This window comes from Affinirhizobium helianthi (assembly GCF_042680945.1).
Classification (GTDB): domain Bacteria; phylum Pseudomonadota; class Alphaproteobacteria; order Rhizobiales; family Rhizobiaceae; genus Neorhizobium; species Neorhizobium helianthi.
Genome location: NZ_JBHUEQ010000039.1, coordinates 93,358 through 120,312, shown reverse-complemented (window position 1 = coordinate 120,312; position 26,955 = coordinate 93,358). Strand labels below are relative to the sequence as shown.

General features: G+C 56.7%; 23 protein-coding genes and 1 other annotated feature. Of the genes, 11 read left to right on the top strand and 12 right to left on the bottom strand.

From position 1 onward, the window contains the following. Positions 1-2,012, top strand: a 2,012-nt coding sequence (locus ACFSE1_RS18690; RefSeq protein ID WP_377404911.1) for a putative Ig domain-containing protein, incomplete at its 5' end; no start/stop codon positions are given. Between the two features lie 700 nt (positions 2,013-2,712). Here ACFSE1_RS18690 and ACFSE1_RS18685 read toward each other — a convergent pair. Continuing rightward, positions 2,713-2,928, bottom strand: a complete 216-nt coding sequence (locus tag ACFSE1_RS18685) for a PilZ domain-containing protein (RefSeq protein ID WP_377405104.1) — start codon at positions 2,926-2,928, stop codon at positions 2,713-2,715. A gap of 142 nt (positions 2,929-3,070) precedes the next feature. Here ACFSE1_RS18685 and ACFSE1_RS18680 point away from each other — a divergent pair, with 142 nt between their 5' ends. Further along, positions 3,071-3,532 (top strand): response regulator, encoded by a 462-nt coding sequence (locus ACFSE1_RS18680; RefSeq protein ID WP_377404909.1) that lies wholly within the window; start codon positions 3,071-3,073, stop codon positions 3,530-3,532. Here ACFSE1_RS18680 and ACFSE1_RS18675 read toward each other — a convergent pair. The 4 genes from ACFSE1_RS18675 to ACFSE1_RS18660 form a co-directional block, all read right to left on the bottom strand. Then, positions 3,488-4,576, bottom strand: coding sequence for a sensor histidine kinase (locus tag ACFSE1_RS18675; RefSeq protein ID WP_377404906.1), 1,089 nt, complete (start codon positions 4,574-4,576; stop codon positions 3,488-3,490). The two genes, ACFSE1_RS18680 and ACFSE1_RS18675, sit on opposite strands and share 45 nt — an antisense overlap. Next, positions 4,563-5,021 (bottom strand): response regulator, encoded by a 459-nt coding sequence (locus tag ACFSE1_RS18670; protein WP_377404903.1) that lies wholly within the window; start codon positions 5,019-5,021, stop codon positions 4,563-4,565. The genes ACFSE1_RS18675 and ACFSE1_RS18670 overlap by 14 nt, the downstream gene beginning before the upstream one ends. Next, a complete protein-coding gene (locus ACFSE1_RS18665; protein WP_377404900.1) occupies positions 5,014-7,212 on the bottom strand; it encodes an ATP-binding protein in 2,199 nt (732 codons plus the stop codon). Before ACFSE1_RS18665 ends, ACFSE1_RS18670 begins: the two co-directional genes overlap by 8 nt. 160 nt (positions 7,213-7,372) lie before the next feature. Next, on the bottom strand, positions 7,373-8,104 hold the full coding sequence (locus ACFSE1_RS18660; protein WP_377404897.1) for a LuxR C-terminal-related transcriptional regulator: 732 nt from the start codon (positions 8,102-8,104) through the stop codon (positions 7,373-7,375). A 547-nt stretch (positions 8,105-8,651) separates the two neighbouring features. Between ACFSE1_RS18660 and ACFSE1_RS18655 the strand changes: the two genes are divergently transcribed. The 6 genes from ACFSE1_RS18655 (at position 8,652) to ACFSE1_RS18630 (ending at position 13,361) form a co-directional block, all read left to right on the top strand. Continuing rightward, positions 8,652-9,074, top strand: a complete 423-nt coding sequence (locus ACFSE1_RS18655; protein ID WP_377405102.1) for a helix-turn-helix domain-containing protein — start codon at positions 8,652-8,654, stop codon at positions 9,072-9,074. A 9-nt stretch (positions 9,075-9,083) separates the two neighbouring features. Further along, positions 9,084-10,898 carry a hypothetical protein gene (locus ACFSE1_RS18650; RefSeq protein ID WP_377404894.1) on the top strand — a complete coding sequence of 605 codons (1,815 nt, stop codon included), beginning with the start codon at positions 9,084-9,086 and terminating at the stop codon, positions 10,896-10,898. Positions 10,899-10,911: 13 nt separating this feature from the next. Then, on the top strand, positions 10,912-11,130 hold the full coding sequence (locus ACFSE1_RS18645) for a hypothetical protein (RefSeq protein ID WP_377404891.1): 219 nt from the start codon (positions 10,912-10,914) through the stop codon (positions 11,128-11,130). Between the two features lie 10 nt (positions 11,131-11,140). After that, the gene (locus tag ACFSE1_RS18640) at positions 11,141-12,310 is read left to right on the top strand and encodes a YcaO-like family protein (RefSeq protein ID WP_377404888.1); all 1,170 of its coding nucleotides are present in this window, start codon (positions 11,141-11,143) and stop codon (positions 12,308-12,310) included. Next, positions 12,307-13,032 (top strand): TfuA-like protein, encoded by a 726-nt coding sequence (locus tag ACFSE1_RS18635; RefSeq protein WP_377404885.1) that lies wholly within the window; start codon positions 12,307-12,309, stop codon positions 13,030-13,032. Before ACFSE1_RS18640 ends, ACFSE1_RS18635 begins: the two co-directional genes overlap by 4 nt. Before the next feature lie 92 nt (positions 13,033-13,124). After that, complete coding sequence (locus tag ACFSE1_RS18630) at positions 13,125-13,361, top strand: hypothetical protein (RefSeq protein WP_377404882.1); 237 nt, start codon at positions 13,125-13,127, stop codon at positions 13,359-13,361. Between the two features lie 7 nt (positions 13,362-13,368). Here ACFSE1_RS18630 and ACFSE1_RS18625 read toward each other — a convergent pair whose 3' ends face one another. Next, positions 13,369-13,902: a BA14K family protein gene (locus ACFSE1_RS18625; protein WP_377404879.1), complete on the bottom strand. Its 534-nt coding sequence runs from the start codon at positions 13,900-13,902 to the stop codon at positions 13,369-13,371. Between the two features lie 252 nt (positions 13,903-14,154). Then, complete coding sequence (gene secD, locus ACFSE1_RS18620; RefSeq protein ID WP_377404876.1) at positions 14,155-16,665, bottom strand: protein translocase subunit SecD; 2,511 nt, start codon at positions 16,663-16,665, stop codon at positions 14,155-14,157. Positions 16,666-17,382: 717 nt separating this feature from the next. Then, positions 17,383-17,435: a sequence feature (sul1 is cis-regulatory element that is thought to sense ions involved in sulfur or methionine metabolism; They are found in Alphaproteobacteria), on the top strand. 216 nt (positions 17,436-17,651) lie between these two features. Between secD and ACFSE1_RS18615 the strand changes: the two genes are divergently transcribed. Beyond that, positions 17,652-19,142, top strand: coding sequence for a SulP family inorganic anion transporter (locus ACFSE1_RS18615; RefSeq protein WP_377404873.1), 1,491 nt, complete (start codon positions 17,652-17,654; stop codon positions 19,140-19,142). A gap of 79 nt (positions 19,143-19,221) precedes the next feature. Here ACFSE1_RS18615 and tdh read toward each other — a convergent pair whose 3' ends face one another. Further along, positions 19,222-20,250 (bottom strand): L-threonine 3-dehydrogenase, encoded by a 1,029-nt coding sequence (gene tdh / locus ACFSE1_RS18610; RefSeq protein WP_377404870.1) that lies wholly within the window; start codon positions 20,248-20,250, stop codon positions 19,222-19,224. 22 nt (positions 20,251-20,272) lie between these two features. Continuing rightward, positions 20,273-21,475: a glycine C-acetyltransferase gene (locus tag ACFSE1_RS18605; protein ID WP_377404867.1), complete on the bottom strand. Its 1,203-nt coding sequence runs from the start codon at positions 21,473-21,475 to the stop codon at positions 20,273-20,275. A 153-nt stretch (positions 21,476-21,628) separates the two neighbouring features. Here ACFSE1_RS18605 and ACFSE1_RS18600 point away from each other — a divergent pair, with 153 nt between their 5' ends. Continuing rightward, on the top strand, positions 21,629-22,195 hold the full coding sequence (locus tag ACFSE1_RS18600; protein WP_377404864.1) for a helix-turn-helix domain-containing protein: 567 nt from the start codon (positions 21,629-21,631) through the stop codon (positions 22,193-22,195). 2 nt (positions 22,196-22,197) lie between these two features. Here the strand turns inward: ACFSE1_RS18600 and ACFSE1_RS18595 are convergent, their stop codons facing one another. The 3 genes from ACFSE1_RS18595 to ACFSE1_RS18585 are packed head-to-tail and all read right to left on the bottom strand — an operon-like array spanning position 22,198 to position 25,856. Next, on the bottom strand, positions 22,198-23,388 hold the full coding sequence (locus tag ACFSE1_RS18595; RefSeq protein ID WP_377404861.1) for an acetyl-CoA C-acyltransferase: 1,191 nt from the start codon (positions 23,386-23,388) through the stop codon (positions 22,198-22,200). A 21-nt stretch (positions 23,389-23,409) separates the two neighbouring features. After that, the gene (locus ACFSE1_RS18590) at positions 23,410-24,177 is read right to left on the bottom strand and encodes a 3-hydroxyacyl-CoA dehydrogenase (protein ID WP_377404858.1); all 768 of its coding nucleotides are present in this window, start codon (positions 24,175-24,177) and stop codon (positions 23,410-23,412) included. After that, entirely contained in the window at positions 24,174-25,856 is a 1,683-nt protein-coding gene (locus ACFSE1_RS18585; RefSeq protein WP_377404855.1) for an AMP-binding protein, read from the bottom strand. The genes ACFSE1_RS18590 and ACFSE1_RS18585 overlap by 4 nt, the downstream gene beginning before the upstream one ends. A gap of 127 nt (positions 25,857-25,983) precedes the next feature. Here ACFSE1_RS18585 and ACFSE1_RS18580 point away from each other — a divergent pair, with 127 nt between their 5' ends. After that, entirely contained in the window at positions 25,984-26,955 is a 972-nt protein-coding gene (locus ACFSE1_RS18580; protein WP_377404852.1) for an AraC family transcriptional regulator, read from the top strand.

Here is a 26,955-nt window from a genome sequence, read left to right as displayed (position 1 = left end):
ATGCCACTGCAACCATGACCGTCAATGGCGCGGCAGCAACATCCGGCAGTCCCGCAAGCGTCAACCTCAATGTCGGCAGCAATACCATCACCGTTGTTGTTACCGCCCAGGACGGCACGACAACAAAAACCTATACGGTCACCGTCACCCGTGCAGCAGCTACAGCGGTTGCCTTGTCACCCGCTGCAGGGGCGCTGCCGAGCGGGTCCGTCAACCTGGCTTACAGCCAGAGTTTTTCTGCGTCCGGAGGTACTGCGCCCTATTCATACGCCGTGACCAACGGGTCGCTTCCCTCTGGTCTTTCCTTAACTGGTACGGGCACACTTGCGGGCACACCCAGCGCTGCGGGTTCCTTCAGTTTTACGATAACGGCCACTGACGCAAGCAACACCCCGACTTCGGCAAATTACAGTCTGCAGATCGGGAATGCCGCCGCAGGGCTCGTCCTCTCTCCCAATGGTGGAAATCTCGAAAACGCCATGGCGGGCGAGGCTTATCGTCAGTCTATTTCTGTAGCAAGCCCTGCGGGCGGATTGGTATACAGCGTCACGTCAGGCACGCTACCGAATGGACTGGTCCTCAACGCCTCAACCGGAGAGTTGAACGGACCTTTGGCGGCCAATACCGAGGGAGATTATCAGTTCTCCATTCAGGCAAGAGACAATAATGGCAATATTGGAGCCGCAACGTTTAGCCTTACCGTCAAGCCGCGCGCGGTGACGGTGACTGACAAACAGCTGGATGTTCCCCCTGGCTCGACCCCGGTCGATGTTGCTCTTCATCGGGGCGCAACTGGCGGACCCTTTGCTGCTGCTGATTTGACATTCGTTGAACCGTCGAATGCAGGAACAGCAAGGATCATACAGGGTCAATTCGCTCAAGCCGGACCCGTTGCCCCGGTGGGGTGGTATCTACAGTTCACGCCGAACCCGGCCTATTCCGGTCGGGCGCGTGTTGGCTTCAGGCTAACCAGCGCCCTCGGCGTCTCCAATACAGGTGTTGTTACCTATAACCTTGGCTATAATCCAGCCGAAGTCGTCGATTTTGTTGATGGTCTGGTCAGGGATTTTGTCCGGACGCGGCAGAGCATGATCGCATCCACTATGAAGGTGCCGGGCTTGTTGGAAAGGCGACGCATGGAGGCGGCGACAGACCCAATCACCACGCGGATCCTGCCTTCGAAGGATGGCGTGACACTTGGCCTTTCAACCAGCCTTGCACAGATGGAATCAGCGCGCGATGCCGCTGATGGGATTGGCGGTGGCTATTCCTCTCCCTTCAACATCTGGTTTGACAGCACCTTCTTGGCGCATAATCGCGAGGAAAATGGTGATCGCTGGGGCAATTTCGCCATGATCTCTGCCGGCGCGGACTATCTTCTTTCTGAAAAGCTGCTCGTCGGTCTTTCCTTCCATTACGATCGCATGGTGGACCCGACAGATCAGGATGCCACACTAACGGGTAATGGTTGGTTCCTGGGCCCGTATATTTCCACCGAAATTGGCAAAGGCGTCTACTGGAACGCAAGTGGTCTTTACGGCGGATCGGTCAACGATATCGACACATCCTTCTGGGATGGCGACTTTGATACCAAACGCTGGATGTTCGACACCTCGCTGACTGGACAGTGGCTACTGGATGACACCACCATGCTCTCGCCCAAACTGCGCGCTGTTTATCTTTCCGAAGATGTGAAGAACTACACCGTCAGCAATAGCCCTGGTGACAAGCTAGCCATCGAAGGCTTCAATACCGAGCAGTTCCGCGTCAGCCTGGGTGCGGAAATATCCAGGTCATTTGTACTGGAAAACGACATGTCACTCACACCACGCCTTGGCGTGACGGGCGGCATGTCCGCTCTAGACGGATCAGGCGCATTTGCACAAGTCGCCGCTGGGTTGTCGCTCGAGACTGTCACGACCTGGAGCCTCGATCTTGATCTATTGTTCAATATGGAAGGGGATGGTGAAAAGTCTGCGGGCGCGCGGGCGCGGGTTCGAGGACGTTTCTAACATCCGCACACTGCGATATCGGATGCTCAAACGATCCCAACGACAGAACCTCGCACGTCCTTGTGGCTCATGCTCAGCGCAGACGTGAGCTACAATATTCCGCTTCACATCGGGCGTCACCATTTATCTGCAGCGACATCCTTCGGGATCGCATTGTCCAGCATGGCCTCGGCGAACAGCTTCTTCAATCTGGCATTCCTCGTCCTCAAGCGCCTTCAGCTTGCGGGCCTCGGACGCATCCATGCCGCCATACTTCGCGTTTGCCGTTAGGCTTGAACCGGTGGCGCTTCCAGTGGCTCACTATTTGTAGAAGGTTGCATCGAGATGCCGTGCTTGCGATAAACATCGGCCTTTCGCGCCATCCTCCTGCTCCTTCAATAGCCCGCTGATCTGTTCTTCCGTGAACCGTGAACGCTTCATCGTCCGTCTCTTGATATGGCGGACTCAACGAAAATCTGGAGGAAGTTCAGGGCCTCATATCACACGCGCAAGACAACGAAGTGCTGGCGGTTGATTCTGATCCACCCAGTGTGTTCTCCATCGAACTCCACAAATCCGAAACATCTCAACTTTTGAATTCATCCACTTCTTTTGACGCAACCTCTGACAAATTGTTGCCACTTCTCTGCGAGCCCGCTTTGTTCTCGCATGTGTACATCCCGCGTATTTTTAAAGAGCTGAGTATGTTTTCTGAGAGGGATCAGAGATCCGTGAACCGCAAGCCTATCTCTTTCAACTCGCGCCTGGCGATTTCGCAAGATCGCTTTGATCCGTCCTCGAAGACAAGCGAGATGCTTTGCGGCAAGGCAAGGGAGTTCTCGACACTCACCCTTGCGCCGGTATCAGACACGTCCCGGAGAACGCCGTTGATGGCACTGCACCCGTTGTTAAATACGAGCTGCACCCCCTTTAGCATACGTCGCCGGGGTGCAGGTGTTGCGGTTTCTGTCATCGGCACGCACCTCTAAAGCTGACTCGAAGACCCTTCCTCACATGATTTAGTAGACACAAATTAAGCAAAAACCAATGCGACCAGCAAAAATGAAGCAATCAGCCTCTTGAAATCAGCAACCGCTGCAGCAACTAAACGCGCACAATTCGGTGGATTTAATTTTGAGAGTGAGTGCGTGGACGCTATTTCCCCGCCTAGTCGCCAGACCATATTGGTGCTGGAAGATGATATGCTTCTAGCCTTGGATATGGAAGATTATCTGTTGAATAGGGGCTTTTACGTGCAAGGCCCTTATGCGCGGATAGATGATGCCCTGCGAGACATTCCGTCATCCAAACTCGCTGGTGCCATTGTCGACCTCAATCTCAATGGAGAGTTTTCGTTTCCCGTCATTGAACTCTTAAAGTCAGTACAAGTACCGGTCATAGTATGCAGCGGCTATGCAGAGCTTCCAGAGCTAAAGGCGCGCCTGAAGGGCGTGCCCATGCTCGCAAAACCGTGGTGCCCACAAAAACTGGACAGCCTAGTGCGTGAGATCTTCCTGATCCCGAACATGACCAGAGCTTAAAGGTGTCCCATCGGCATCATCGCAGCCGGGATCGCGGAGCGGAAAGATAACGTCGCAAACGAACCCACTCTGGTCAAAGTCCAACCTGACGCTTCCCTGCAGTTCATACTCAATCGTCCGGGTAATCAGTGTCGTGCCGAAGCCGTGGCTTTTCGGTGGCGTGATGGCCGGCCCATCCTGTTCCTGCCAGCGAAAATGCACCGCTGGCACACCTTCCTCATTGGCGGCGACCGACCAGTTCAAAAAGACGCGCCCGTCCTGGTGGCGCAACGCTCCGTATTTAAGTGCATTTGTCGCCAATTCGTTCAAAACCATGCTGAAGGCGACAGCCGCACGCGGATCTAACGTTACAGGCACAGCCTCACCGATGATGACCCGCTCTACGCTGCGGATATAGGCAGCAATCGTTCTATGAATGACATCTTCGAGAGCTGCTTCATTCCAGTTTGTTTCGAATAGCAATGCATGCGCGTCCGCCATCGCACGCAGACGACCCATGAGATTTTCGACATATTCATCGACAGTGAAGCTGCCTTTTGCCGTGCGACGGACGATCGACATGACCATGGCCATCGTGTTCTTCACACGGTGACTTAGTTCCCGAACAAGAAGCTCGCGGTGCTGCTCAACACGCTTTCGCTCTGCTCGCTCTCGGGATTCGGCCAGAGCACGCTCAACCGCCGCGGCAAGGCGGATCATCCGTTGTTTCAGAACGTAGTCCGTTGCGCCCCGGCGAAAGCTCTCGATGGCCGCCTCTTCGCCAAGCACACCAGACACAAAGATGAACGGGGTATCCGGCACCAGAGCGTGTGCAATCTCCAGAGCGGACATGCCATCGAAATCCGGCAGGGAAAAATCTGCCAGAATGACGTCGAATTCCATGTCATCCAGGGCTGCCAGATACTCGGCCTTCTTTGTGGCCCGCCGCACCTCTGGTTCCGGATGCAGCTGTCGAAGGTGCTCACAGATCAGCTCCGCATCCAGAACGCTGTCTTCCAGCAAAAGGATGCGAGCTGGATGAGCGCTATATTCAGAATTTGGCATTTCGCGTGTATCCCGGAGGTGGTTCGTTCAGCAAAGCCCAGAAAACGCCAAGATCCTGAATTGCCTTGAAAAATTCGGTGAACTCCACAGGCTTCACAACGAATGCATTGACACCCAGCTCATAGCTTCGCACAAGATCTTGCTCCTCACGGGATGAGGTCAGCATGACGATCGGAATGTGGCGCAGCGCATCGTCACGCTTCACCCGCTCCAGCACTTCCAAACCGTCCATCTTGGGCAGCTTCAGATCAAGAAGGACAACGGCGGGATCTCCTGCCTGCCGGTTCTGATAGACACCGGCTGAAAGCAGATAATCCATCGCCTCTGCACCATCGCGCGCGATCACGATTTCATTGGCAAGCTGGCACTTTTCAAGCGCAGCCAGTGTAAGCTCCAGATCGAGAGGACTATCCTCCACGAGCAGGATGGGACGTATATCAGGCAATTGCTCGCACCTTTCTCAATTCAACCGGAAGCGCAAAGGTGAACACAGCACCTTCATCCAGCTTGCCTTCGGCCCGGATAGATCCATTGTGCCGCTCGATGATGCGGCGAACGAGCGCGAGCCCGATACCGGTTCCTTCAAAATCCTCGGCTCGTTGCAGCCGCTGAAAGACGCCGAAGAGCTTTCCGACGTAGGCCATGTCGAAACCAACGCCATTATCTTCAACCCGATAGCTCGCAATTTCGCCATCAAGGTGACCATTGATGACAATTTTCGCGGCTTTCCGCGCGCGTGTGTACTTAACGGCATTGTCCAGGAGGTTGTACCAGACCTGACGTAACAGACTGGCATCCCCCCAGGCATCCGGTAATGGGAAGACCTGCCACTCAATCTGCCGCTGCGCTACTTCCATCTTCAAAGACTTGATCACCTCGGCGACCAGTTTGTTCATATCGACGGGTTTTGAAGAAATCGCAGCCCGCCCCAACTGGGAAAAGCTCAAGAGATCATCAACGAGACGCCCGGCTGAAACTGCCGCGTCTGAAATGGTTTGGAGATAGTGCTGCGATTTTTCGTCGAGGCTCTTCTCCCGTTCACGCAACAACTGAGCAAAACCCACAATATGGCGGAATGGAGCGCGCAAATCATGCGACACCGAATAGGAGAAGGCTTCTAGTTCCTTGTTGGACCGCTGCAACTCGCTGGTAATCTGGGCGAGCTCCTCCGCCTTGCGCAAGACAATACCGACAATCGCGCGACGAAGATTGAGGGCTGCGGCTATTTCCGCTTCCTCCCAGGGCGTCGATTGCATTCGCACCAGTTCCCGCCAGGCATCGAAGGATTTTCGCGGGTGAATTCGACCGCTTTCCTGAACATGTTTATGCGGATCTCCGCCCCACTTCACCGTCTTCACCAGCTCTGGCCGGAACCAGATCAACCACTGAGAACGAAATGCGGAAATGCGAATGGCCAGCACACCGCTGGCCACAGCTGCAAACCGCTCAGCCGTCTCAAGTGCGCTGGGCAGGCAGCTGGTGGCTATGTATTCATCGGCCGCCTGCTCGCTCAGCCAAGCCGCCAAGGCGCGAATATCCGTCTCGGGCGGCGCTTCACCCACGGCAATAAGCTCATCCTCGTCAATAATCGCAGCGCCGGATGATCCCACCTGGGACATCAGTGCTTCAGGCTCTGCCGCCAGAGCCTGCTTCCAATCCGGCGCAGCGGCCATGATGGCAAGCAGGCGACTGGTCACCGCGCCGAGTTCCAAACTGCGAGCCGCCTTCTCAGCCCGGTCGAGCGCGCCTATCCGCATGGCAAGGGACTGAGCAACGAAATCACACGTTTCGCGGATCGGCTGCGACACACCATGTGCAGCGGCACTATGACAGGATATCAGGCCCCAGAGACCGCCTTCCACCATGATCGAAACCGACATGGACGCGCCCGTGCCCATGTTCTTCATGTATTCGAGATGAAGCGGCGAGACACTTCGCAACTGAGAATGGCTGAGATCGAGTGGTTTGCCGGTGTCGGGATCACAGGTAGGCTCGACCGGTACGGGGCGGTAATTTACGTCGGGAATGATCCTCAAGGTGTTTGATGCATAAAGAGCACGCGCTTGCGCCGGAATATCTGATGCAGGAAAGCGTAACCCAAGGTAGGAGGGCAAATTGCCATTGCCAGCTTGCGCAACAACATGGCCGTTCCACTCGTCGTCGAACCGGTAAATCAAAACGCGATCAAAGCCGGTGAGGATCTGGATGAACTCAGCAGTGGTGTGCAGGGAGCGATCAATCCCTGCTTCCGCCCCCAGACGCTGCGTAAAGGCGCGCAATGCCGTGAATGCTTCATCCAGTGGAAGGCCTTCGCTTTTCTCAACCTCGACAATGACGCGACCGTCGGAACGATGGGCAAGGCCTGTCAGCTTCAATTCCGGGCAGGTGAAGACAAACGCTGGTTCTGGTGTCTGATACCACGTCTGTATATTTGCCGTAACCTGCGCCAGTAGTGCTCGGGGTTTCTCACCGCACCGAACATCATCATTGACGAAATCAGCAATATTTTGGCTTGCCTGCACCACGGTCCAATCACCTGGGCGCAAAACGAACAAAGCACCGTGTGGCTGTATGGCACCGGGAATGTGTATGGGCTCGCGGGCGCAAACCTCAAGATCGTCATTCGTTGCGTTCAACCGCTTCTCCAAGAGCAAAGCTTGAGGGCGTAGCAAACGCGCCCTGATGAGAACCCGCAGAGTGAGCGAGCGTCATGATCAAACGCAAGATAATGTCGATACCGCCAATGTAAACGGCATATCGATGATTTATTGATCACTTAAATTGGTGGGCGTGATGTCAATCGATCAGCCCGCGACGGATTGCTTCCGCAATTGCCTGCGTCCGGTTGCTTGCACCAACCTTCTTTGTTGCATTCTTGATATATGTATTGACGGTATCGACCTGATAGCCGCTCTCAAGCGCGATTTGTTCACTCGTCAGCCCTCTCGAGGCCAGCCGCAAACACAGGACTTCGCCGGTGGACAAACGCAGCTCGGAAGCTGCAAAACGGCGCATGAGCCGTCCCGTGATCGCATTATGCGCTGCCGGAGCAACTTCTTTCAGAAAGGCAATTTCCTCTGCATCGAACGGATAGCTGCGCGTAAAACCCACTCCACCATAAACAACATCGCCCCGGCGAATGGGAAAAAGCGTACGATTCTTGATGTTGAAGGTCTCAAGCAAGTAGTTGAGGCGCTCATTGGGCACCTCAGGCTTGGGCACATCCGCTTCCACCACGACATCTCGCGCATTTTTTGATGCCATGACATAGGGATCGGTCAGATGAAACCGCGCTTCATAATAGGCCTCGATGAATGCTGGCGGAAAATCCGTATCGACCGATTGCCCTGTACCAAAGCGGAAGCGATCAATGTCCAGTCCGCTAATGGATACGTAATCGAACTCCACGGCCCGGCGCAGCCGAAGCACAAAGGGATGATTGTGGATGTAACGATGTCGCGGAACGGATGCGAGATCAACGAATTCATCGAGATCATCCGCGCGACGGAAGAGAGGCTTATGCAGCATGAGACACCTGAATTAGTGACACATTTTGTCGGGGCGAAAAATTAAGGTTTCGTAAACGCAAGTTGACAAGCAACTTAATTAGGACAATTGCAACCCTGGGCCGTCAATTGCGATACATAAACGCTAAAAGTGATCTTTGCTCCGACCGATCAGCCTTGCATGAAATTGGCGCCGCCCATTCTCACGAACGAGGCAAAGCCAATTTACACATCTCCGAGGCGATCAGTCAAAGCTATCCCACGCTGCAAGCGAAAAAATCGCACTGAAAAATGAGGGGTTATCCCATTCACCTTCCTTCCTCCACTCTCGACCAGCTGCACATTAAATTTCGTCCATAAATACTACTTTTGCCACAAATACATTGTTGCTGGGGTTGCTTGGTTAAAACCTTATGTTGACTTGTTTTTATTGTGAGTTGATGTCTGTTTTCAACAAGCTGGGCTGCAACAGGAGAGAGTGGAGCGACGCATGCGTCAACGAAAAATAGTTGCTTTATTCCTCTGAATAGAGCAATATGATCCCTAGTTTATCTTCCCTTGGAACTGAAATGACAAAGAAATCTCCAAATCCCATAGATGTTCATGTTGGATCGCGCATTCGGCTTCGCCGGACGATGCTGGGCATGAGCCAAGAAAAGTTGGGTGACAGTCTCGGCATCACCTTTCAGCAGGTGCAGAAGTATGAAAAGGGCGCGAACCGCGTAGGCGCCAGCCGCTTGCAGCACATTGCTGAAATTTTGAACGTGCCGATCCCGTTCTTCTTCGAAGGCAGCCCCGGATCGGTGGACGAGGAAGGTGCCAATTCTTCTGCAGACTTCATGAACTCGAAGGAATGTGTTGCGCTGGCTGCGGCCTTTTCAGCTATTGAAGACAAGCGTGTGCGCCAATCCATTCTAGGTCTGGTTCGTAGCCTGTCTCGTGATTCATCCGCAGTGTCGGATGCCAACGATATCGCATACGCAGCCCATTGAGCCTTGCATATGGCTTTGCGGCTGACCACGCTTGGCGGATGCCGGCTGGAAGATGAGGCGGGGCAAGTTATTGCCGCGCCTTATTTGTCTTTACTCCTGCTCGCCTATCTGTACCGTGCAGAAGCGCCGGTTGCGCGGCGTGACTTGGCGCAGTTGCTATGGCCTGGCAACAAAGATGCTGCCGCCACCAATCTGAGATCAACGCTGCTGCGATTGTCAAAGGCAGAGGCCCCTCGCCAATCTTGCGTCATCTCGAAGGGCGCAACCCTCAGCCTCGACTACACGTCCCTTTCATGCGATCTGGAGTTTGAATCCGCTGGCGCTGGTGAGGAAAGCCTTGAACGCTTTAGCGACGCTGTTGCCCATCCTTTTCTCCCTTCCGCCGGCTCCGGCAATACGGCATTGGACCTTTGGGTGCGCAATGTCCGGCAGCATCACCTCACCCTTCTCCGCCAGCGCTTTATCGAAGCCGACACGACTGGTGGCGGTGCATCGTCGCGCTCGGCGCTGCGGCGGGCGGCGGTCCTGCTGCTGGAACACGATCCTGCCGACGAAGACATCCGCCGAAGAATTTCCGGGGCGGCAGAGGTTGCAGCCAACGCACCTGTCTCGCTTACCGGCGCGAGCGCTCTATCAGTCGCCGAGCACAAAGCCTCTCCCCCAGCCGGAAGCGATCTCTGGACAGCGCCCCGCATCGCCCTGCTTCCTCCCGAGACATCGCTGGCCGCACAGAAAACGGGGTCCATTGCGAACGCCCTTATTGAAGATCTGACGATTGGCCTCTGCGCAGAACGTGCGGTCTCCGTCGTAGCACCCTATACCTCCGAGAGAATACGTGGATCCCGGGATAAGGCTGCGATCCTCGAACGCCACAAGATCGCCTATGTGCTCGATAGCCAGCGGACCGACGATTCCCTGTTCGTCCAGCTGATTTTCCTGCCGACGGACGAAGTCGTCTGGGCAAGCCGCTTCCGCCTCGACCCGACGCAGATCGTCCAGCAACGCACCATCATTACGGAAGCAGTTCAGTCGTCCCTCATCGATCGGCTCGCATCCAGCAGGCAGATGGCGCTGGACTACAGCAAGCGGCCAGAAGCCTATGTCTCTTTCCTGCGCGGCCTGCAGGATCTGTCCACCATGTCGCTGCCCTCCATGCGTCGTGCGCGACGGCACTTCAAGGAGGCGCTGGAGCTGGATCGAGGCTTCGCCTCGGCTCTGGCTGGCCTTTCTCGAACCTACAGCATGGAATGGATTCTCACGGCCCGCGGCGATCAGGAACTTCTGCAGGAAGCAACGCGGCTGGCCGATTCTGCGGTCTCACAAAATGCCGGATCAGCCGGAGCATTCAAGGAGCTTGGGGTAAGCCAGTTGTTCATGGGCCGAATCGATGAGAGCCTCGAAGCCTTGGCAACTGCAGAGCAACTTAGTCCACATTATGCTGATGTGCTGTTCAGCCATGCAGACAGCCTGGTTCATGCCAGCCGCCCCGCGGATGCCCTTGCCAAGGTAAAAAACTCTATTGAACTCAACCCCTTACCGCCTGACCCCTACTTCTGGGCGGCAGCCGGTGCATCTTACTTCCTTGGCGAGTATAGGCAAGCCCTTGATTACATCGATCGAATGAGAGACAGTCGGCCAGCGGATCGTTTAGCTGCTGCAAGTTGGGCTATGCTGGGGGATGCAACCAAAGCAAGAGCCTGCCGACTGCGCGTATTGAAGGACAACCCAACATTCGACGTTGAAAGATGGGTTGCCGTTCTTCCGCATAAGGAGAAGTGGCAGACGGAAATGTACCGCGAAGGTCTTTTGAAAGCTGGCTTCTAAAAAGGATGTATGAATGGCGAATGTGATTGTGCTGGGCGTGCAGGGAAGTTCGGAACTTTATATGGTTGATCTGGACGCCGGAACCGTAACACCGCTGGTGGGTGGCCTGCCGGAAGAAGCCGCTTCTCTGGCAGCGCTGCGGAAGACAGGCACGGTCGTTACGAAGGGTGTCGATTTCGCCGTCTCACTCTCTGCACCTCTGGCCGCGGCCGGCAGCTTCCACGAAAGCTAATGAAGCTGCCATGACGGATTTGCGAGCTTGCTCGCCAGGGGAGACCTTCAGCAGAGTCTCCCCTTTTGTTTCTCAATTCGGCATTACCCGGATCGCCCGCCAAACCGGCCTAGACAAGATTGGCATTCCTGTCTGGTGTGCCTTCAATCCGAATTCGCGTGGCATTGTGATTGCGAATGGCAAGGGGTTGAGTGACGATGCAGCCCGCACCTCGGCCGTCATGGAAGCCATGGAGCGATCCATTGCCAGCCAGCCATTCAACCGGGTGACCTTTGCCTCCTGCACAGAATTAACTGCTGACGGAACGCGGCACGACTGGCTACCGGAGTTTCTCGCTCTCAACAGCCGCATACCGAAGCGCGATGATCTTCTGCCATGGGTGAATGGGTGGCATCTCTTGACAGGAGAGCCAGTTGCTCTTCCCGTTGAGGCCGTCACGATGGACCGCAGCCGCAAGCAGGGCCTTTATTGGCAGACATCCGATGGGCTTGCCTCCGGGAACACTTTGGAAGAAGCCCTTCTTCACGCATTGCTGGAGCGTGTGGAACGGGATGCGATGACGCTGTGGGAGCTGATGAAGCCCGAGCGTCGCAACGCGACGCGGATCAACCCTGAAGGTTTCCGCGATCCAACCGTTCACTCCCTTCTGGCCCAGATTGAGGCGGCAGAGCTTCAGATTGCGTTGTTCGATATATCCTCTGATATTCGCGTGCCCTGCATCCTTTGCCTACTCGCTCCGCGCTCCCTTTCCGGTGAAATCCGCTATGTGGAACTCACTGTCGGCGCAGGCGCAGCGATCACTCCAAGGCGAGCCGCTCTGCGAGCGATCACCGAAGCGGCCCAATCCCGCATGACCTTCATTGCAGGCGCAAGAGATGACATATCGCCTGATATCTATCACCAGGCAGCAAATCTGATTCATCTGGAGGCTTTGCGGCTCTCGCCGGGTCGAGAAGCCGATCAGTTGCCAGTGATCAGAGCATCAACTGCCAGCGAGGCCTTGGATCAGGTGCTTGCTGCGCTTTCGACACGCGGTTTGCAGCGGCTCTATGCAGTGGACCTCTCTCCCAGCTGGCTTCCCGTGAAGGTGGTCAAGGTCGTAGCGCCAGAACTCGAAAACCCGGAGGGACGCCGTAGACAGAGGTTTGGCCTACGGGCCCTGATGAGGACACTGCTGTGAAGATCGTCTTCATCGGCCCCAGCCTGCCGGATGCAACGCAGTTCGCCACCACTGGAACGCGGATACTGCCGCCCGCAGAACAAGGTGACGTCTATCGAGCCGTTTCAAAAGGTGCCGCCGTCATTGGGATTGTGGATGGGCTTTTTGAACACGTCGCACCCGTCTGGCACAAGGAAATCCTGTATGCCCTCACCCGCGGTTGTTCCGTGCTGGGCGCCAGCAGCATGGGGGCGCTGAGAGCCGTCGAATGCGCGCCCTATGGCATGATGGGCATAGGGCGGATCTTTGAAGAGTACAGGGACGGTATCCGCGTTGATGACGGCGATGTTGCTTTGCAGCATGGCCCGAAAGACATTGGCTACGCCGCCCTCACCGTTCCGCTCGTGAATGTCGACGCGACGCTGGCCAATGCGCAGAACCTTGGCCTGCTTTCCAGCGCCGATGCAAATCATCTGGCCAGCGTTGCACGCTCTATCTTCTTCAAGCAGCGCACATGGCGACGCATCGTACAGCAGGCGGAGCTTTCCTGGGATGATTTACAGCCGCTTATCAAGCGATCTGCCATCGACCAGAAACGCCTGGATGCCATTGAGCTTATCAGGCAAATCAACGGCCTAGCCGCTGTCCGCAACACGTGTCCAGACTGGATTTTTAACGAAACACAAGCCTGGCGAGAACTTGAGGAAAACATGAACAATCCTCGCTTTATCAGAAGCCACTAAAATCGCGCTTCACGTGTGCAACGCTTTTGCAACGCGCATGCAACGCCCGCCTGTGCAATCCTCTTGCTATAAGCGATAACAAGGAGTGCGCGATGAACATGATGGACATGAATTTTGAGTCTAGTGAGCGTCGAGAAGAATATTTTGCGCTGATCAATATGATTGGCTACGCCTTGTCCATCGCGGAGTCTCTCGGTGCAAAATCTGCTGCAATGCACATGGAAGCCGCACGGCAATCGCTCGTTACCAATCTGCAGGATGAATTGTCCGGAGTGCTGACAAAGGAAGGTATTTCCCAGATCGCCACCGCACGCGCTGGACACTGCTGATTCATCTCTAGTTGTAGGGTGATATGCAGGCCGTGCGCGAACCCGTGAACGGTTGATAGGTATCCGTAGCCGGATCGTAAGATGCGTAGCGTGCCTGACACCAGCGTTCATGAGCAAAGAGGGCGTCTGTACCGGCCGTTTCGTCGCTCATTGTCGAAGCAGACATGGGCTTCGGTGCTGATCCAGCCTGTGCACTTTCCATTGTCGGCACGTCATTGCGCAGTTCGCATAGGCGGCGTCCTCCGCCTCCATAAGGCTGGTAGGTGTTATCTTCCGCCCGATATGACCGATACCTGGCGCTACAGGCTTCTATGCCAGCCGTATCGATGATATCACGCCGATCTGTTTCGGCGAGAATATCGGACTTGAAGGGAATTGAGACAGCGTCCGCCACCTGGCGAAAGGCCTGCTTGCCCTGCTCATTATCCCGTTTTGCGAAGGCGCGCGGCTCCTCCGGCACGGTGACGCCCGGAACGCGTTCATAGGCTTGCTGGTTGGTTACCAGAATCGGCTCGGTGGTCCAGAGACTGGGCGCATCCATATCAACCATCTCCCGCTGCGGAACGGGCTTCAAAGCTTGATCCGCAATCGCCAGGCCTATGAGCAAGGGTATGATGGCAAGCGTCAAACTCAGAAACAAATTAGCGAGGGATTTCAAGGCTCAGGCTCCTGCATGGACTGGGAATGAAATGCAGGAGATTGCGCAGGGTTCCGTCAGCAACCTCGAATATATCCAGTATCTTCCAGAAGGGGCGCGATGCCGGCGCGGCCCACGCCCCTTGTGTTGAAAGTCCTACTCGCCCGCCACCGGAACAGAGAGTTGCTGGCTTTTGCGGCGCCGTGTGCGCCAGTCGCCGAGGAACAGGAGGATGGGTGCCGCAATGAATACGGAGGACGAAGCCGCAATGAAGATGCCAAATACCATCGGGATGGCGAAGCTTTCCACTGCACTGCCACCCCAGATCGCCATCGGTATCATGGCCAGAAATGCGGTCGCGGACGTGTAAAGGCTGCGCGCCAGGGTTTCATTGATGGAAAGATTGATAAGGTCGCGAAACGGCATCGATTTATAAATCCGCATGTTCTCACGCATGCGGTCATACACCACCACCTTGTCATTGACGGAGTAGCCGACCAAGGTCAGCAAGGCAGCAATGGCCGTGAGATTGAAGTCGAGCCCGGTCAGCGAAAAGAAGCCAACGGTTTTGGTGACATCCAGAACCAGGGTTGCAATTGCACCGACGGCAAAGGGCCATTCGAACCTTACCCAGATGTAGATCAGCATTGCGATACTGGCCAGGACCACCGAAAGAATGCCTGCCGTTGCAAGCTCATCGCTTACCTTTGGACCGACCACTTCCGTACGCTCGATGCTGGCGCCGGGATCGATCTTGCGAATTTCCGCCTGTACCGTCTCGACAGCTTCCGTCTGTCGACTTTCCGGTCCCGCCTGTCGCTCAAGACGGATCAGCAGCCGATCATTGCTGCCAAATTCCTGTAGTGCCACCTCCCCCAGTCCAAGGCTGCTCAGGCCACTTCGGAAAGCAGACAGATCTGCCGGTGCCGAGGTCTGCACCTCCACCTGAATGCCCCCCTTGAAGTCAACGCCGAAGTTCAGGCCATGAGTGAACAGCAGCGCGATCGAGCCAATCGAGAGAAATGCAGAGAGAGCCAGGCCCGCCATTCTCGCCTTCATGAAATCGATGGTGGTTCCATCGCGAATGAGACGGATTGGCAAAAGCGGCTTTATGTCGATCCGTTTCAAACGCTTTCGAGCAGCGATTTCCACCATCAGAACGCGGACGACTGAGACGGCAGTGAACATTGAAATGGCAATTCCCAGTCCCATGGTGACGGCGAAGCCGCGCACCGGGCCGGAGCCGAACCAGAACAGCAGCGCAGTCGCGATCAATGCTGTGACATTGCTGTCAATGATGGTCGAATAGGCCTTGTTGAAGCCGAGATCGATAGCGGCAAAAGCGCTTCTTCCCTTGCGGCTCTCCTCGCGAATGCGCTCGTTAATCAGAACATTCGCGTCGACCGCAAGTCCAATCCCCAGCACAATGCCCGCAATGCCGGGGAGTGTGAGGGTCGCTCCAAGAAGGGTCAAACCGGCAAATGTGAGGATGACGTTCAGAGCCAGCGCGGCAATCGCCAGAAGCCCCCAGCTTCCATAAAGCGCCAGAATGAACAGCATAACCAGCACGAAACCGCCAAGACCCGCTTCGATGCCCATCGCAATGGCATCACTGCCAAGATCGGCACCGACCGTGCGCTCTTCAATCACGTTCAGCTTTGCCGGAAGCGCGCCTGCGCGCAGCAAGGCGGCCAAAGTATTGGCCTCGGATACGGAGAAGGTACCCGAAATCTGCCCCGCGCCGCCTGTGATCGGCTCACGGATCACCGGAGCACTCAGAACCTTTCCGTCCAGAACAATGGCAAAAGGCTGCCCGACATTCTGCCTCGTGACTTCGGAGAACCGTGTTGCGCCTGCTTGGTCGAAACGGAAGGAAACAACCGGCTCGCTGGTGTTAGGATCGAAAGCAACGCGCGCATCCGTCAGGCGGTCGCCGGAAATCAGAACCCGGTTCTGGATCGGGTATGGCCGCCCCTCCTCGTCCTGCAGCATTGAGATACCAGGCTCTCCCTCCCGTCCGAGCAAATGAAAGCTCATTTTGGCGGTGGAACCGAGAAGTGCCCGCAGGTTCGATGGATCCTGCTCACCGGGCAATTGCACGAGAACACGGTCTCCGCCGACACGCTGGATCGTGGGTTCGGCAACACCGACCTGATCGACACGCTGGCGGATGATTTCGAGACTCTGCCCAACGGCCTGCGACATGCGATGCGTCAGCCCCGCTTCCGAAGGGGCTATTCGCAGCCTGTCGCCGCTGACACGCTCGACTGTCAGGTCAGGGGCGGTCAGTGCGCCAGATTGAACCTCGTTGGAAAGGGATTTAAGTGCGGTTTCGGCCGCAGCCGCTTGCGAGGCATCGGCAAGCTGAACTTCAATGGTCTTGTCCAGACGGCGGAGAGAGGCGGTCTTCACACTCTCCCGCTCCAGCGTGGAGCGTATGTCCTGTTGCAGGCTCTGCAACCAATCGTTTTCGAGCGAAGCTCGGTCTACCTCCAACACAAGGTGCGAGCCGCCGCGAAGATCGAGACCGAGTGCAACCTGTTGATGGGGCAGAAAGGCGGGCCATCGGGCCAGCATCCTTTCCGGCAAAACGTTGGGGAGCGTGACAAGCAGCCCCGCGATGATGATGGTCATATAGACCGCCACCTTCCAGATGGAGTTTTTCATGAAATCGATGTCCTGATCAGCCATGCGGACACAGGGCCACGCTGGCAGTCTAACGTGTCGAAGGCATCAGCCCTCGAGGCTTCGGGGGATCAGACCAGCAGAATGGGCGGCGCACGAGGCTGAAAGGCAGACGAACACGGCGTCTGATGTACGCGTTCCCTTTGCAGTGAGTTCGCCATTGAAAAGCGAGGCTGCAGTCGCAAATCGATAGAGTTTGACGCCAGAAGATCGTGCTGAGGCTCCAGACGCCATTTCTTCAAACTCCGCTTTTCAGCGGTGAGGACCACCCTCAACTCATCGCGCCGATCACCGGGATGAATTGCAAGAACGCGATCAGAGACAGTCTGCTGATGATGAGGATGATCGGCAGGCAGATCAGGCCTGACAAAGAGGCCGAGGCCAAGCATAACCAACGCCAACTGGCACATGACTGCCAGATAGCGGGCAAGCATCCTTTTAAAATCAGAGCGTTCCGCAGTCTCTATGAGGTGACGTCCTTCTTTTGAGTATGAGCAAACACGCTTATTCAACCTTTGATCGGGACATAGAGAGCAAGCGGATGCAAATCCAGGGAAAAACGACATCCACCGGCAAAAGTGAGCCGGAGACGGGGAGTTGCCCGGTCAACTTCGCGTCAGGTGCCCGTGCCGCGCACTGCAAACAAACGGATTTTCCACTTGAAACGGCGCGCATTTCCGTTCATTCTAAGAAGTACTAACCGGACCCGCATTCGCGGGTGGCTTCTCCGGGCGCCTATCCCCCGGCAACCAATAGCTCTCACCATTGCTCCCCCGCAACGATCACGAGAGCATTCCGCTTGGACCTCCCCAATGAACGTAAGCCCGTGACACGATCATTCGATCGCGCGATTGACGCGTGATGCCTCCGCTGCCGCAAGCTTGATTGAACTTAAGCTTCAACGGCACCTCCCACATTTCAATCCGCCTTCTGCAGCCTGCGGGCAGAGAAGGTGCGAGGGTATTTATTTGCAAAACTCCATCTTATCGAATGTCCGGCAGGACTGGTTTGGCAATGTCCGCAACGATCTCCTGTCTGGACTGGTCGTCGCTCTTGCTCTCATCCCCGAGGCCATTGCCTTCTCCATCATCGCAGGTGTCGATCCAAAGGTCGGCCTCTATGCATCCTTTTCCATTGCGGTGCTCATTGCCTTCACAGGCGGGCGCCCCGGAATGATTTCCGCCGCAACAGCTGCCACAGCAGTCTTGATGGGTTCGCTCGTCAGAGAGCACGGCCTGCAATACCTGCTTGCTGCCACTGTGCTGGCTGGCATTCTTCAGGTTCTCGCGGGCATGGCCAAACTCGGCAGCCTGATGCGCTTCGTTTCGCGTTCTGTCATGACCGGCTTTGTCAACGCTCTGGCCATCCTGATCTTTCTCGCCCAGTTGCCGGAGCTCATCAATGTGCCAATGCTGACCTACTGGATGCTGGCTGCCGGTCTGGGGATCATCTACCTCTTCCCCTATGTAAGCCGAGCGGTTCCGGCTCCGCTTGTCTGCATCATCGTATTAACGTCCGTCTCCATCTTTTTCGGTCTCGACATCCGCACGGTTGGCGATATGGGCGAACTGCCCTCGGCGCTGCCGAACTTTCTGATTCCACAGGTTCCCTTGAACCTGGAAACGCTCATGATCATCCTGCCCTACTCCATCGCGGTCGCGACAGTCGGGCTTCTGGAGTCACTGATGACGGCACAGATCGTTGATGATCTGACCGATACGCCGAGCGACAAGAACCGGGAATGCGTGGGTCAAGGCATTGCCAACTTCTGCACCGGCTTCATCGGCGGCATGGCAGGTTGCGCCATGATCGGCCAGTCTATGATCAATGTGAAATCTGGCGGGCGCGGAAGGCTTTCCACCTTCGCGGCAGGCGTTCTTCTTCTTTTCATGATCCTGGTGCTCGGAGACCTTGTGCAGCAGATCCCGATGGCCGCACTGGTGGCAATCATGATCATGGTGTCCATCGGCACCTTCTCGTGGAGCTCTCTGAAGAACCTGAAGCACCATCCCCGCTCATCATCGGTGGTGATGCTGGCTACAGTTGCGGGCGTCATCTACACCCACAATCTGGCAATCGGGGTCCTGATCGGCGTTCTGTTGTCCACGCTGTTCTTTGTCTGGAAGATTGCGCGTCTGTTCAGCGTCAGCTCGACCGTCTCTGCAGACGGAACGCACCGAACCTACCGGATCGAGGGACAGATCTTCTTTGCCTCTGCCGATGACTTCAACAAGTCCTTTAACCTCAAAGAGGCGCTTGAAAAGGTGAGCATCGATGTTTCAGACGCGCATATCTGGGATATTTCCAGCGTTGCCGCGCTCGATACGATCGTTCTGAAGTTCCGTCAGCGGGGTGTCGAGGTGGAGCTGGTCGGCATGAACGAGGCCAGCAAGTCCATCGTGGGCAAGCTTGCCATCCATGACAAGCCGGGCGCGATGGAGCGCCTGATGGGGCATTAACAAAAGGCAGCCCCTGTGTCTGAACGGGGGCTGCCTATGTCGATCCGGGAGAGTCGAGCAAAACTCCACCAGAAATGCTCTATCGAGTCCAATCCAGGACGATCTTGCCACTATTGCCGCTCTGCATGACATCGAAACCGGCCTTGAAATCCGAGATCGACAGTCGGTGCGTGATGACTTTGCGGATATCGAGCCCGCTTTCCAGCATGGCCAGCATTTTGTGCCAGGTCTCGAACATCTCGCGGCCATAAATGCCCTTGAGCGTGAGCATCTTGAACACAACCTTGGTCCAGTCCACCGTCGCGGGCCGGGAAGGAATGCCAAGCATTGCAATCTTGCCGCCCATGACGAGGTTATCCACCATCTGGTCGAAGGCGGAAGGCGCACCGCTCATTTCCAACCCGATATCGAAACCTTCCTTCATGCCGAGACGCGCCATGACGGATGGCAGATCCTCCTTCGCCACATTGACTGGAGTGACATCCGCAACCGTTCCAGCCAGTTCCAGACGCGTTGGATTGATGTCGGTAATGACCACATGACGCGCACCGACATGGCGCGCAACCGCTGCACTCATGATGCCGATGGGCCCGGCACCCGTGATGAGAACGTCTTCGCCGACGAGATCAAAAGAAAGAGCCGTGTGAACAGCGTTTCCCAGCGGATCAAGAATGGCACCCAGCTCGTCATCGACAGCATCAGGCAAAGGCACCACGTTAAAGGCCGGAAGTCGCAGATATTCCGCGAAAGCGCCAGGGATATTGACCCCAACCCCCTTCGTCTCAGGGTCCAGATGAAAGCGTCCACCGCGTGCCGCCCGGCTGTTCATGCCAATCACATGGCCTTCGCCGGATACGCGCTGCCCGATTTTCAGATTGCGAACATTCGCGCCGACTTCAGCAATGACGCCTGCATATTCGTGGCCAACGATCATAGGCACCGGCACCGTGCGCTGCGCCCACTCGTCCCAGGCATAGATGTGGATGTCCGTGCCGCAAATGCCTGTCTTGTTGATCTTGATCAGAACGTCATCCGGACCGATTTCAGGAACCGGACGATCATCGAGCCAGAGGCCCGGTTCAGCCTTTGCTTTCACAAGTGCCTTCATTTTCGCTGTCTTTCTCTCTGACTCAGATGATCTTCAGCGCCTTGCCTGCATCGACAAAGGCATCGATGGCGAAATCGACATCCTTTTCGGTCAGGGCGGCAGACATTTGCGTGCGAATGCGGGCCTTGCCTTTCGGCACGACCGGAAAGAAGAAGCCCGCGACATAGACGCCGCGCTCATCGAGAGCCAAAGCCATGGCCTGCGCAAGCTGCGCTTCATGCAGCATGACCGGAATGATCGGCGTATCGCCTTTCAGCAATTCAAAGCCTGCCCGTTCAAGACCGGACCGGAACCGGGCGGCATGGCTCGCCAATGTCGCCCGCCGGTCATCTGCCTTTTCCGCAATATCGATTGCCTTCAGCGAACCGGCTGCCACGGCGGGTGCAAGACTGTTGGAGAACAGATAGGGCCGCGCCCGCTGGCGAAGCAGATCAATCACCGGCTGTGATGCGGCAACGAAACCGCCCATGGCGCCGCCAAGGCTCTTGCCGAGTGTGCCTGTGACGATATCGACGCGATCATTGACCCCTGTGAGGGAGGGCGTGCCGCGGCCCTGCGCGCCGAGATGGCCTGTCGCATGGCAATCGTCAACCATCACCAGCGCATCGTAGCGATCCGCAAGATCGCAAATCGCCTTCAGGTTCGCCACATAGCCATCCATGGAAAACACGCCATCGGTGGCAATCAGCTTGAAGCGCGCACCCTCCCTGTCGGCCTGTTTCAACCGATCTTCCAACTCGTTCATGTCACCGTTGGCGAAACGATACCGCTTGGCCTTGCAGAGACGAACACCATCGATGATCGAGGCATGGTTCAGCGAATCGGAGATAATTGCATCCTCCGCCTCGAGCAAAGGCTCGAAAACGCCGCCATTGGCATCGAAGCAGGCGGCAAACAGAATGGCGTCATCCTTGCCGAGATAGTCTGCAATACGCTTTTCAAGCTGACGATGCAGTGTCTGCGTGCCACAAATAAAGCGAACTGACGCCATGCCGAAACCGAACTGTTCCAGCCCCTGTCTGGCAGCCTCCATAACATCCGGGTGGTTTGCCAGACCAAGATAATTGTTGGCGCAGAGGTTCACGATGTTCCGCTCTCCAGCGGCACTGGAAATACGGATCACGCCGCTTTGCTGGCTCGTGATCTGCCGTTCGCGCTTGTAAAGCCCGTCTGTTTCTATCTGCTGCAATACGGCTGCGATGCGTGCGTTGAAATCCCTGTTCATGAAACCTCCCGATTTCCGTTTTACTGTACAAATCCGCTATATCGGATTTTCTGTCAATCCGCATTTGTACTGGGTGCAAACAGTTTGGAGAGATGCAGATTTCCGTTATGACGGAAGTATGGTAGTGCGATGTCGAAATATCAGGGAAACAACATGTCGAAGAAGACCCCGCGCATTGGGCCCGCCATTCAGAAGCAACGCAAACAGCGCAAACTCACGCTAGAGCAGCTCTCGCTCCAATCCGGCGTATCCAAATCCATGCTGAGCCAGATAGAGCGTGGGGAGGCCAATCCCACCTTCGCTGTGGTCTGGAGCCTCACACAAGCACTCGAGATCGAATTCTCCGATCTGATCGGTGCCAGCGCTTCGACGACAGCCCATGATCAGATCGAGGTTACATCAGCATCTCATACGCCCGAAATTCGCAGTGCCGATGGCTCTTGCCGGCTCAAGATTCTAAGCTCCCCTCGCCTCGCCGGACAGTCGGAGTGGTATCAGGTCGAGATTGAACCGGGCGGCAGACTGGAAAGCGAACCGCACACGCTGGGCACGTTCGAACATTTCACCGCGATGGCGGACGGCGTAGAGGTGACAAGCGCTGGAAGCTCCGTGCGCTTGAAGGCCGGAGAGACGGCGCGCTATCCGGCGGATGTGAACCATTCCATCGCTAATATCAGCGGCGCAGTGGTTCAGGGCTTCCTGGTCGTCCTCTACAAATAGGTTCAGTTCATCCGCTCTATGGCCATAGCGGTCGCCTCCCCGCCGCCGATGCACAGCGAGGCGACGCCGCGCTTCAAATCGTGGGTCTGAAGCGCAGACAGGAGCGTGACGAGGACGCGCGCGCCTGAGGCTCCAATGGGATGGCCAAGCGCGCAGGCGCCGCCATGCACATTCACGCGCTCTTCCGGCAGTGACAGATCCCGAATAGCTGCCATAGCAACAACCGCAAAGGCCTCATTGATCTCGAAGAGATCGATCGCATCTCGCGACAGCCCTGTCCTTCCCATCAGTTTCTGAATTGCGCCAATCGGTGCCGTGGGGAAGAGATTGGGTTTATCTGCATGGGTGGCGTGGCCAAGGATGCGGGCAAGCGGGGTCAAGCCGCGCTTCTCCGCTTCAGACGCGCGCATCAGCACAAGGGCGGCTGCACCATCGGAGATGGACGAGGAATTGGCGGCTGTGACGGTGCCGCCGTCGCGAAAGGCTGGCTTCAGCGTCGGGATTTTGTCCGGACGTGCCTTGCCGGGTTGTTCATCCGCTCCCACCGCAATATCCGTCTTGCCGGCCCGCGCCGCGACCGGCGTAATCTCGTGGGTGAACTGACCGCCCGCTATGGCCTTCTGAGCCTTTTCCAGCGAAGCCAGCGCATACCGATCCTGCGCCTCACGGGTGAACTGATAAGCCTGGGCACAATCTTCGGCGAAGCTGCCCATCAATCGTCCATGATCATAGGCATCCTCCAAACCATCCAGAAACATGTGGTCAATTACCTGACCGTGCCCCATGCGATAGCCGGATCTCGCCTTCGGCAGCAGATAAGGCGCATTCGACATGCTCTCCATGCCGCCAGCCACGACCACATCAGCGCTCCCCGCAAGCAGCAGATCATGCGCCAGCATCGCGGTTTTCATGCCCGAGCCACACATCTTGTTGACGGTCGTGGCGCCAGCAGACAAGGGAATGCCAGCTTTGATGGCAGCCTGACGCGCGGGGGCCTGCCCCTGACCTGCCGCCAGAACGCACCCCATCAGCACTTCGTCCACCGTCTGCGACGGAACCTTCGACCGCTCAAGAGCCGCAGCGATGCTTGCAGCACCCAGTTCACTCGCAGTCAGCGAGGAGAGCTCTCCCTGAAACGCGCCCATGGGTGTACGGGCCATACCGACGATGACGACGGGATCTTGCCTGTTCATGTTCTTGTCTCCTGATCCTGTTCACTTTGGCGCCATGCGTAGCGCGCCGTCCAGACGGATAACTTCGCCATTCAACATCTGGTTCTCGATGATATGACGAACAAGCGCGGCATATTCCTCAGGCTTGCCAAGCCGCGGCGGGAAAGGAACCGCCGCGCCCAGCGCATCCTGAACCTCCTGCGGCATGCCAGCCATCATCGGCGTTTCGAAGATGCCGGGCGCAATCGTGATGACGCGAATGCCGTGCCGAGCCAGCTCTCGCGCCGCTGGCAAGGTCATGGAGGCGACGCCCCCCTTGGAGGCGGCATAGGCCACCTGCCCGATCTGTCCATCAAAGGCTGCAATCGAGGCTGTGTTGATGATGACACCTCTCTCGCCTGTCTCGTCCGGTTGCTGTGCTGCAATCGCTTCGGCAGCCAATCTGAGCATATTGAACGTGCCGATGAGATTGATAGAGACAGCACGCGCAAAGCTATCCAGTCCGTGCGCGCCGTTGCGGCCCACAATGCGTTCTCCGGGCGCAATGCCTGCGCAATTGACCAGACCGTCTATGCGGCCAAAATTTGCGCGAGCAAAATCGATTGCTGCAATGGCGTCTTCGCCGCTTGTCACATCCGTCCGCTTGAAGCGTGCCCTTGCCCCCAGCTCCGCTTCCATGCGGGCACCTGCGTCCTCGTTGATATCGAGCACAACAACCCTTGCTCCCTGACCAGCCAGAAGGCGAGCGGTGGCAGCACCCAGACCGGAGCCTGCGCCCGTGATAAGGAAGACGCGATCTTCCATGTTCATGCTGCTGATCCTTCTTTTTTGCCGAGCTTATCGATTTCGGCCTTGCGCAGCATGAAGCGCTGCACTTTGCCGCTGGGTGTCTTGGGCAATTCATCGACAAAATCGATGAGCCTTGGATAAGCATGGGCGGAAAGCGCTTTGCGCACATGCTGGCGCAACTCTTCCGCAAGTTCCACTCCGGCCTTGAAGCCGCGCCCAAGGACGACGAAGGCTTTGACAATCTCGGTGCGTTCGGGGTCAGGCACACCAATCACCGCAGCCTCAACCACTGCCGGGTGTTCAATCAGCGCACTTTCCACCTCAAAAGGGCCGATACGATAGCCAGACGAGGTAATGACATCATCAGCACGACCGATGAAGCTGACAGAGCCGTCTGCCTCGAACTCGACGGTGTCTCCAGTGCGATAGAAGCCATTGGCAATGGAGGGCGTATCCTGACGGTAATAGCCGTGGAACCAGAGAAGCGGGGAGTTTTTCATGTCTATGGCAAGAATACCTGGCTGATTGGGGCCAAGCTCGCGCCCGTCATCATCGAGGATGGCCACCCGGTAGCCTGGCATGGCGTATCCCGCCGATCCAGGGCGAACCGAATGCGCCAGGCCATGGTGGTTGTTGACCACCATCCCCAGCTCCGTCTGGCCGTAATGATCGTGAATGGGGGCGGACAGATGCGTATCGAACCAGCGGATAACCTCCGGGTTCAGCGGCTCTCCCGCGCTGCTCACCACCCGCAACTGACCTTTCAATGGCTCGAAGCTCTCATGGCCCGCCGCCATCAATAGGCGAAAGGCGGTTGGAGATCCCGCTACATTGGTCACGCCGATCTGTTGCGCCACCTCGCTGAACTGCTTGGCATTGAACGCAGCTTCCGTGAACGTCGTGGCGCATCCGAGCAAAAGAGGGCCAGTTACCGAATAGTAGAGCCCATAGGCCCAGCCGGGATCCGCTACATTCCAGAACACGTCCTGCTCGCGAAGATCGACGGCATGACGCATATAGGCCTCAAAGGACGGCAGAGCCCTTATCGGAACAGGCACACCCTTTGGCGTGCCTGTCGTGCCGGAGGTCGACATCAGCATCATCAGATCATCGCCGCGACGAAACACCGGATCGAATTCAGCCGGGGCCGAGGCCATGGCCTGACGTAGATCGATATCGCCTTCGGGTGCACCATCGTCGCCATTGGTGACGAACAGGACCTGTACCGGCACATCGACGTCAGAGACCTTCGCGCGGTTCGCACCGTTGGTAATCAGCACTCTGGTTGCCCCGGTCTTCAAGCGCTGGCCGATAGCGAGCGGTCCGAAAGCGGTGAAAAGCGGCTGATAGACAGCCCCCAAACGCCACGTTGCCAGAATGGAAGCAATCAGGATCGGTGTGCGCGGGAGCATTCCGGCAACCGTATCGCCGGGCCGGATACCCTGCGCCTGAAGCACATTGGCGATGCGCGAAGCCATGTCTTTCAGGTCTTCAAAGGTGAAGGTCGCAAGATGGCCGTCCGCCGCTATCCAGCGCAAGGCAGTGCGTTGCTCTCCGCAATGGCGGTCGCAGCACTCCACGCAGGCATTGATGCCTTGCTCAAGATCACCGGATAGCTGGCGCGTTAGCGCATTCAGGGAAAAGCCGCTCACCGCTTGCTGATAAGAAGGCCGTTCATCCCGGGCTTTCAGTCCGTGCATCCTCAAATTCCTCCCATGTTTCCGGCTCCCTCCAGAACCGATCAACGGTCAGAGTCTAGTTTGCTCAACATTGCAAACAATGGCAGGATGCAACATCTTTGGTGATCGTTTTTGCAAGAGGTGGTGTTTGGAGCGGAGAATGATCTCGCCCGGCTTCGTCGATGACGCGCTGGAATGCCTGCGCAGAAGGGGCATTGATCCCGCCAACATTCTTGAAGAGTGCGGCATTCCCGATGCTTTGGCGCAACCTGTATCCAATGTCGCCTATGGCAATCTCTGGTGGCGCATCGCGGCCGAAGTGCAGGACGAATTCTTCAATCTCGCCGCACGCCCCATGCGCCCTGGCAGCTTTTCATTGCTGTGCCATTGCCTCCTCACTTGCAAAAACCTGGATGAAGCCATCCAGCGGGCGCTTATCTTCCTCGGCGTAGTGCTGGATGAACCGGGCGGGACCCTTCATCGCACCGGCTCCGAAGCGCAGATACAGCTTGTCTCCAGCGAGCCGCGCAGCGCCTTTGCGTTCCGCACCTATTGGCTTATCCTGATGGGCGTTTCCAGCTGGCTCGTCGGTCGGCGCCTGCCGCTCCGCAGGCTGGAATTTGCCTGTGCCGCGCCCGAACGACGAGATGATTATCGGCAGTTCTTCGGCGCGCCGGTCTCTTTCGATTGCGAACAGACGCGATTGGTGCTGGATGTAACATTGCTGGATCTGCCCGTCGTTCGTGACGAGCAGGCTTTGAAGCATTTCCTGCGCGATGCCCCGGCCAATATTCTCATCCGCTACCGCCATGATCAGGGACTGACAGGCAAAATTCGGCAAATTCTGGCACAAGCACCCCCTGCGGACTGGCCAAAGTTCGAGTCCATTGCCGAGGAACTCAAGCTGGCCCCGGCAACACTTCGGCGGCGGCTGAAGGCGGAGGGACAGAGCTATGGCGCGATAAAGGACGAGATCCGGATTGTCATTGCGGAACGCCTTTTGAGGGAAGAAACGCTGAACGTTGCAGACATTGCCAATCAGCTTGGCTACAGCGAACCCAGTGCTTTCTATCGCGCCTACCGCAAGATGACCGGCGCAACGCCCCGGTCGATGAATTGA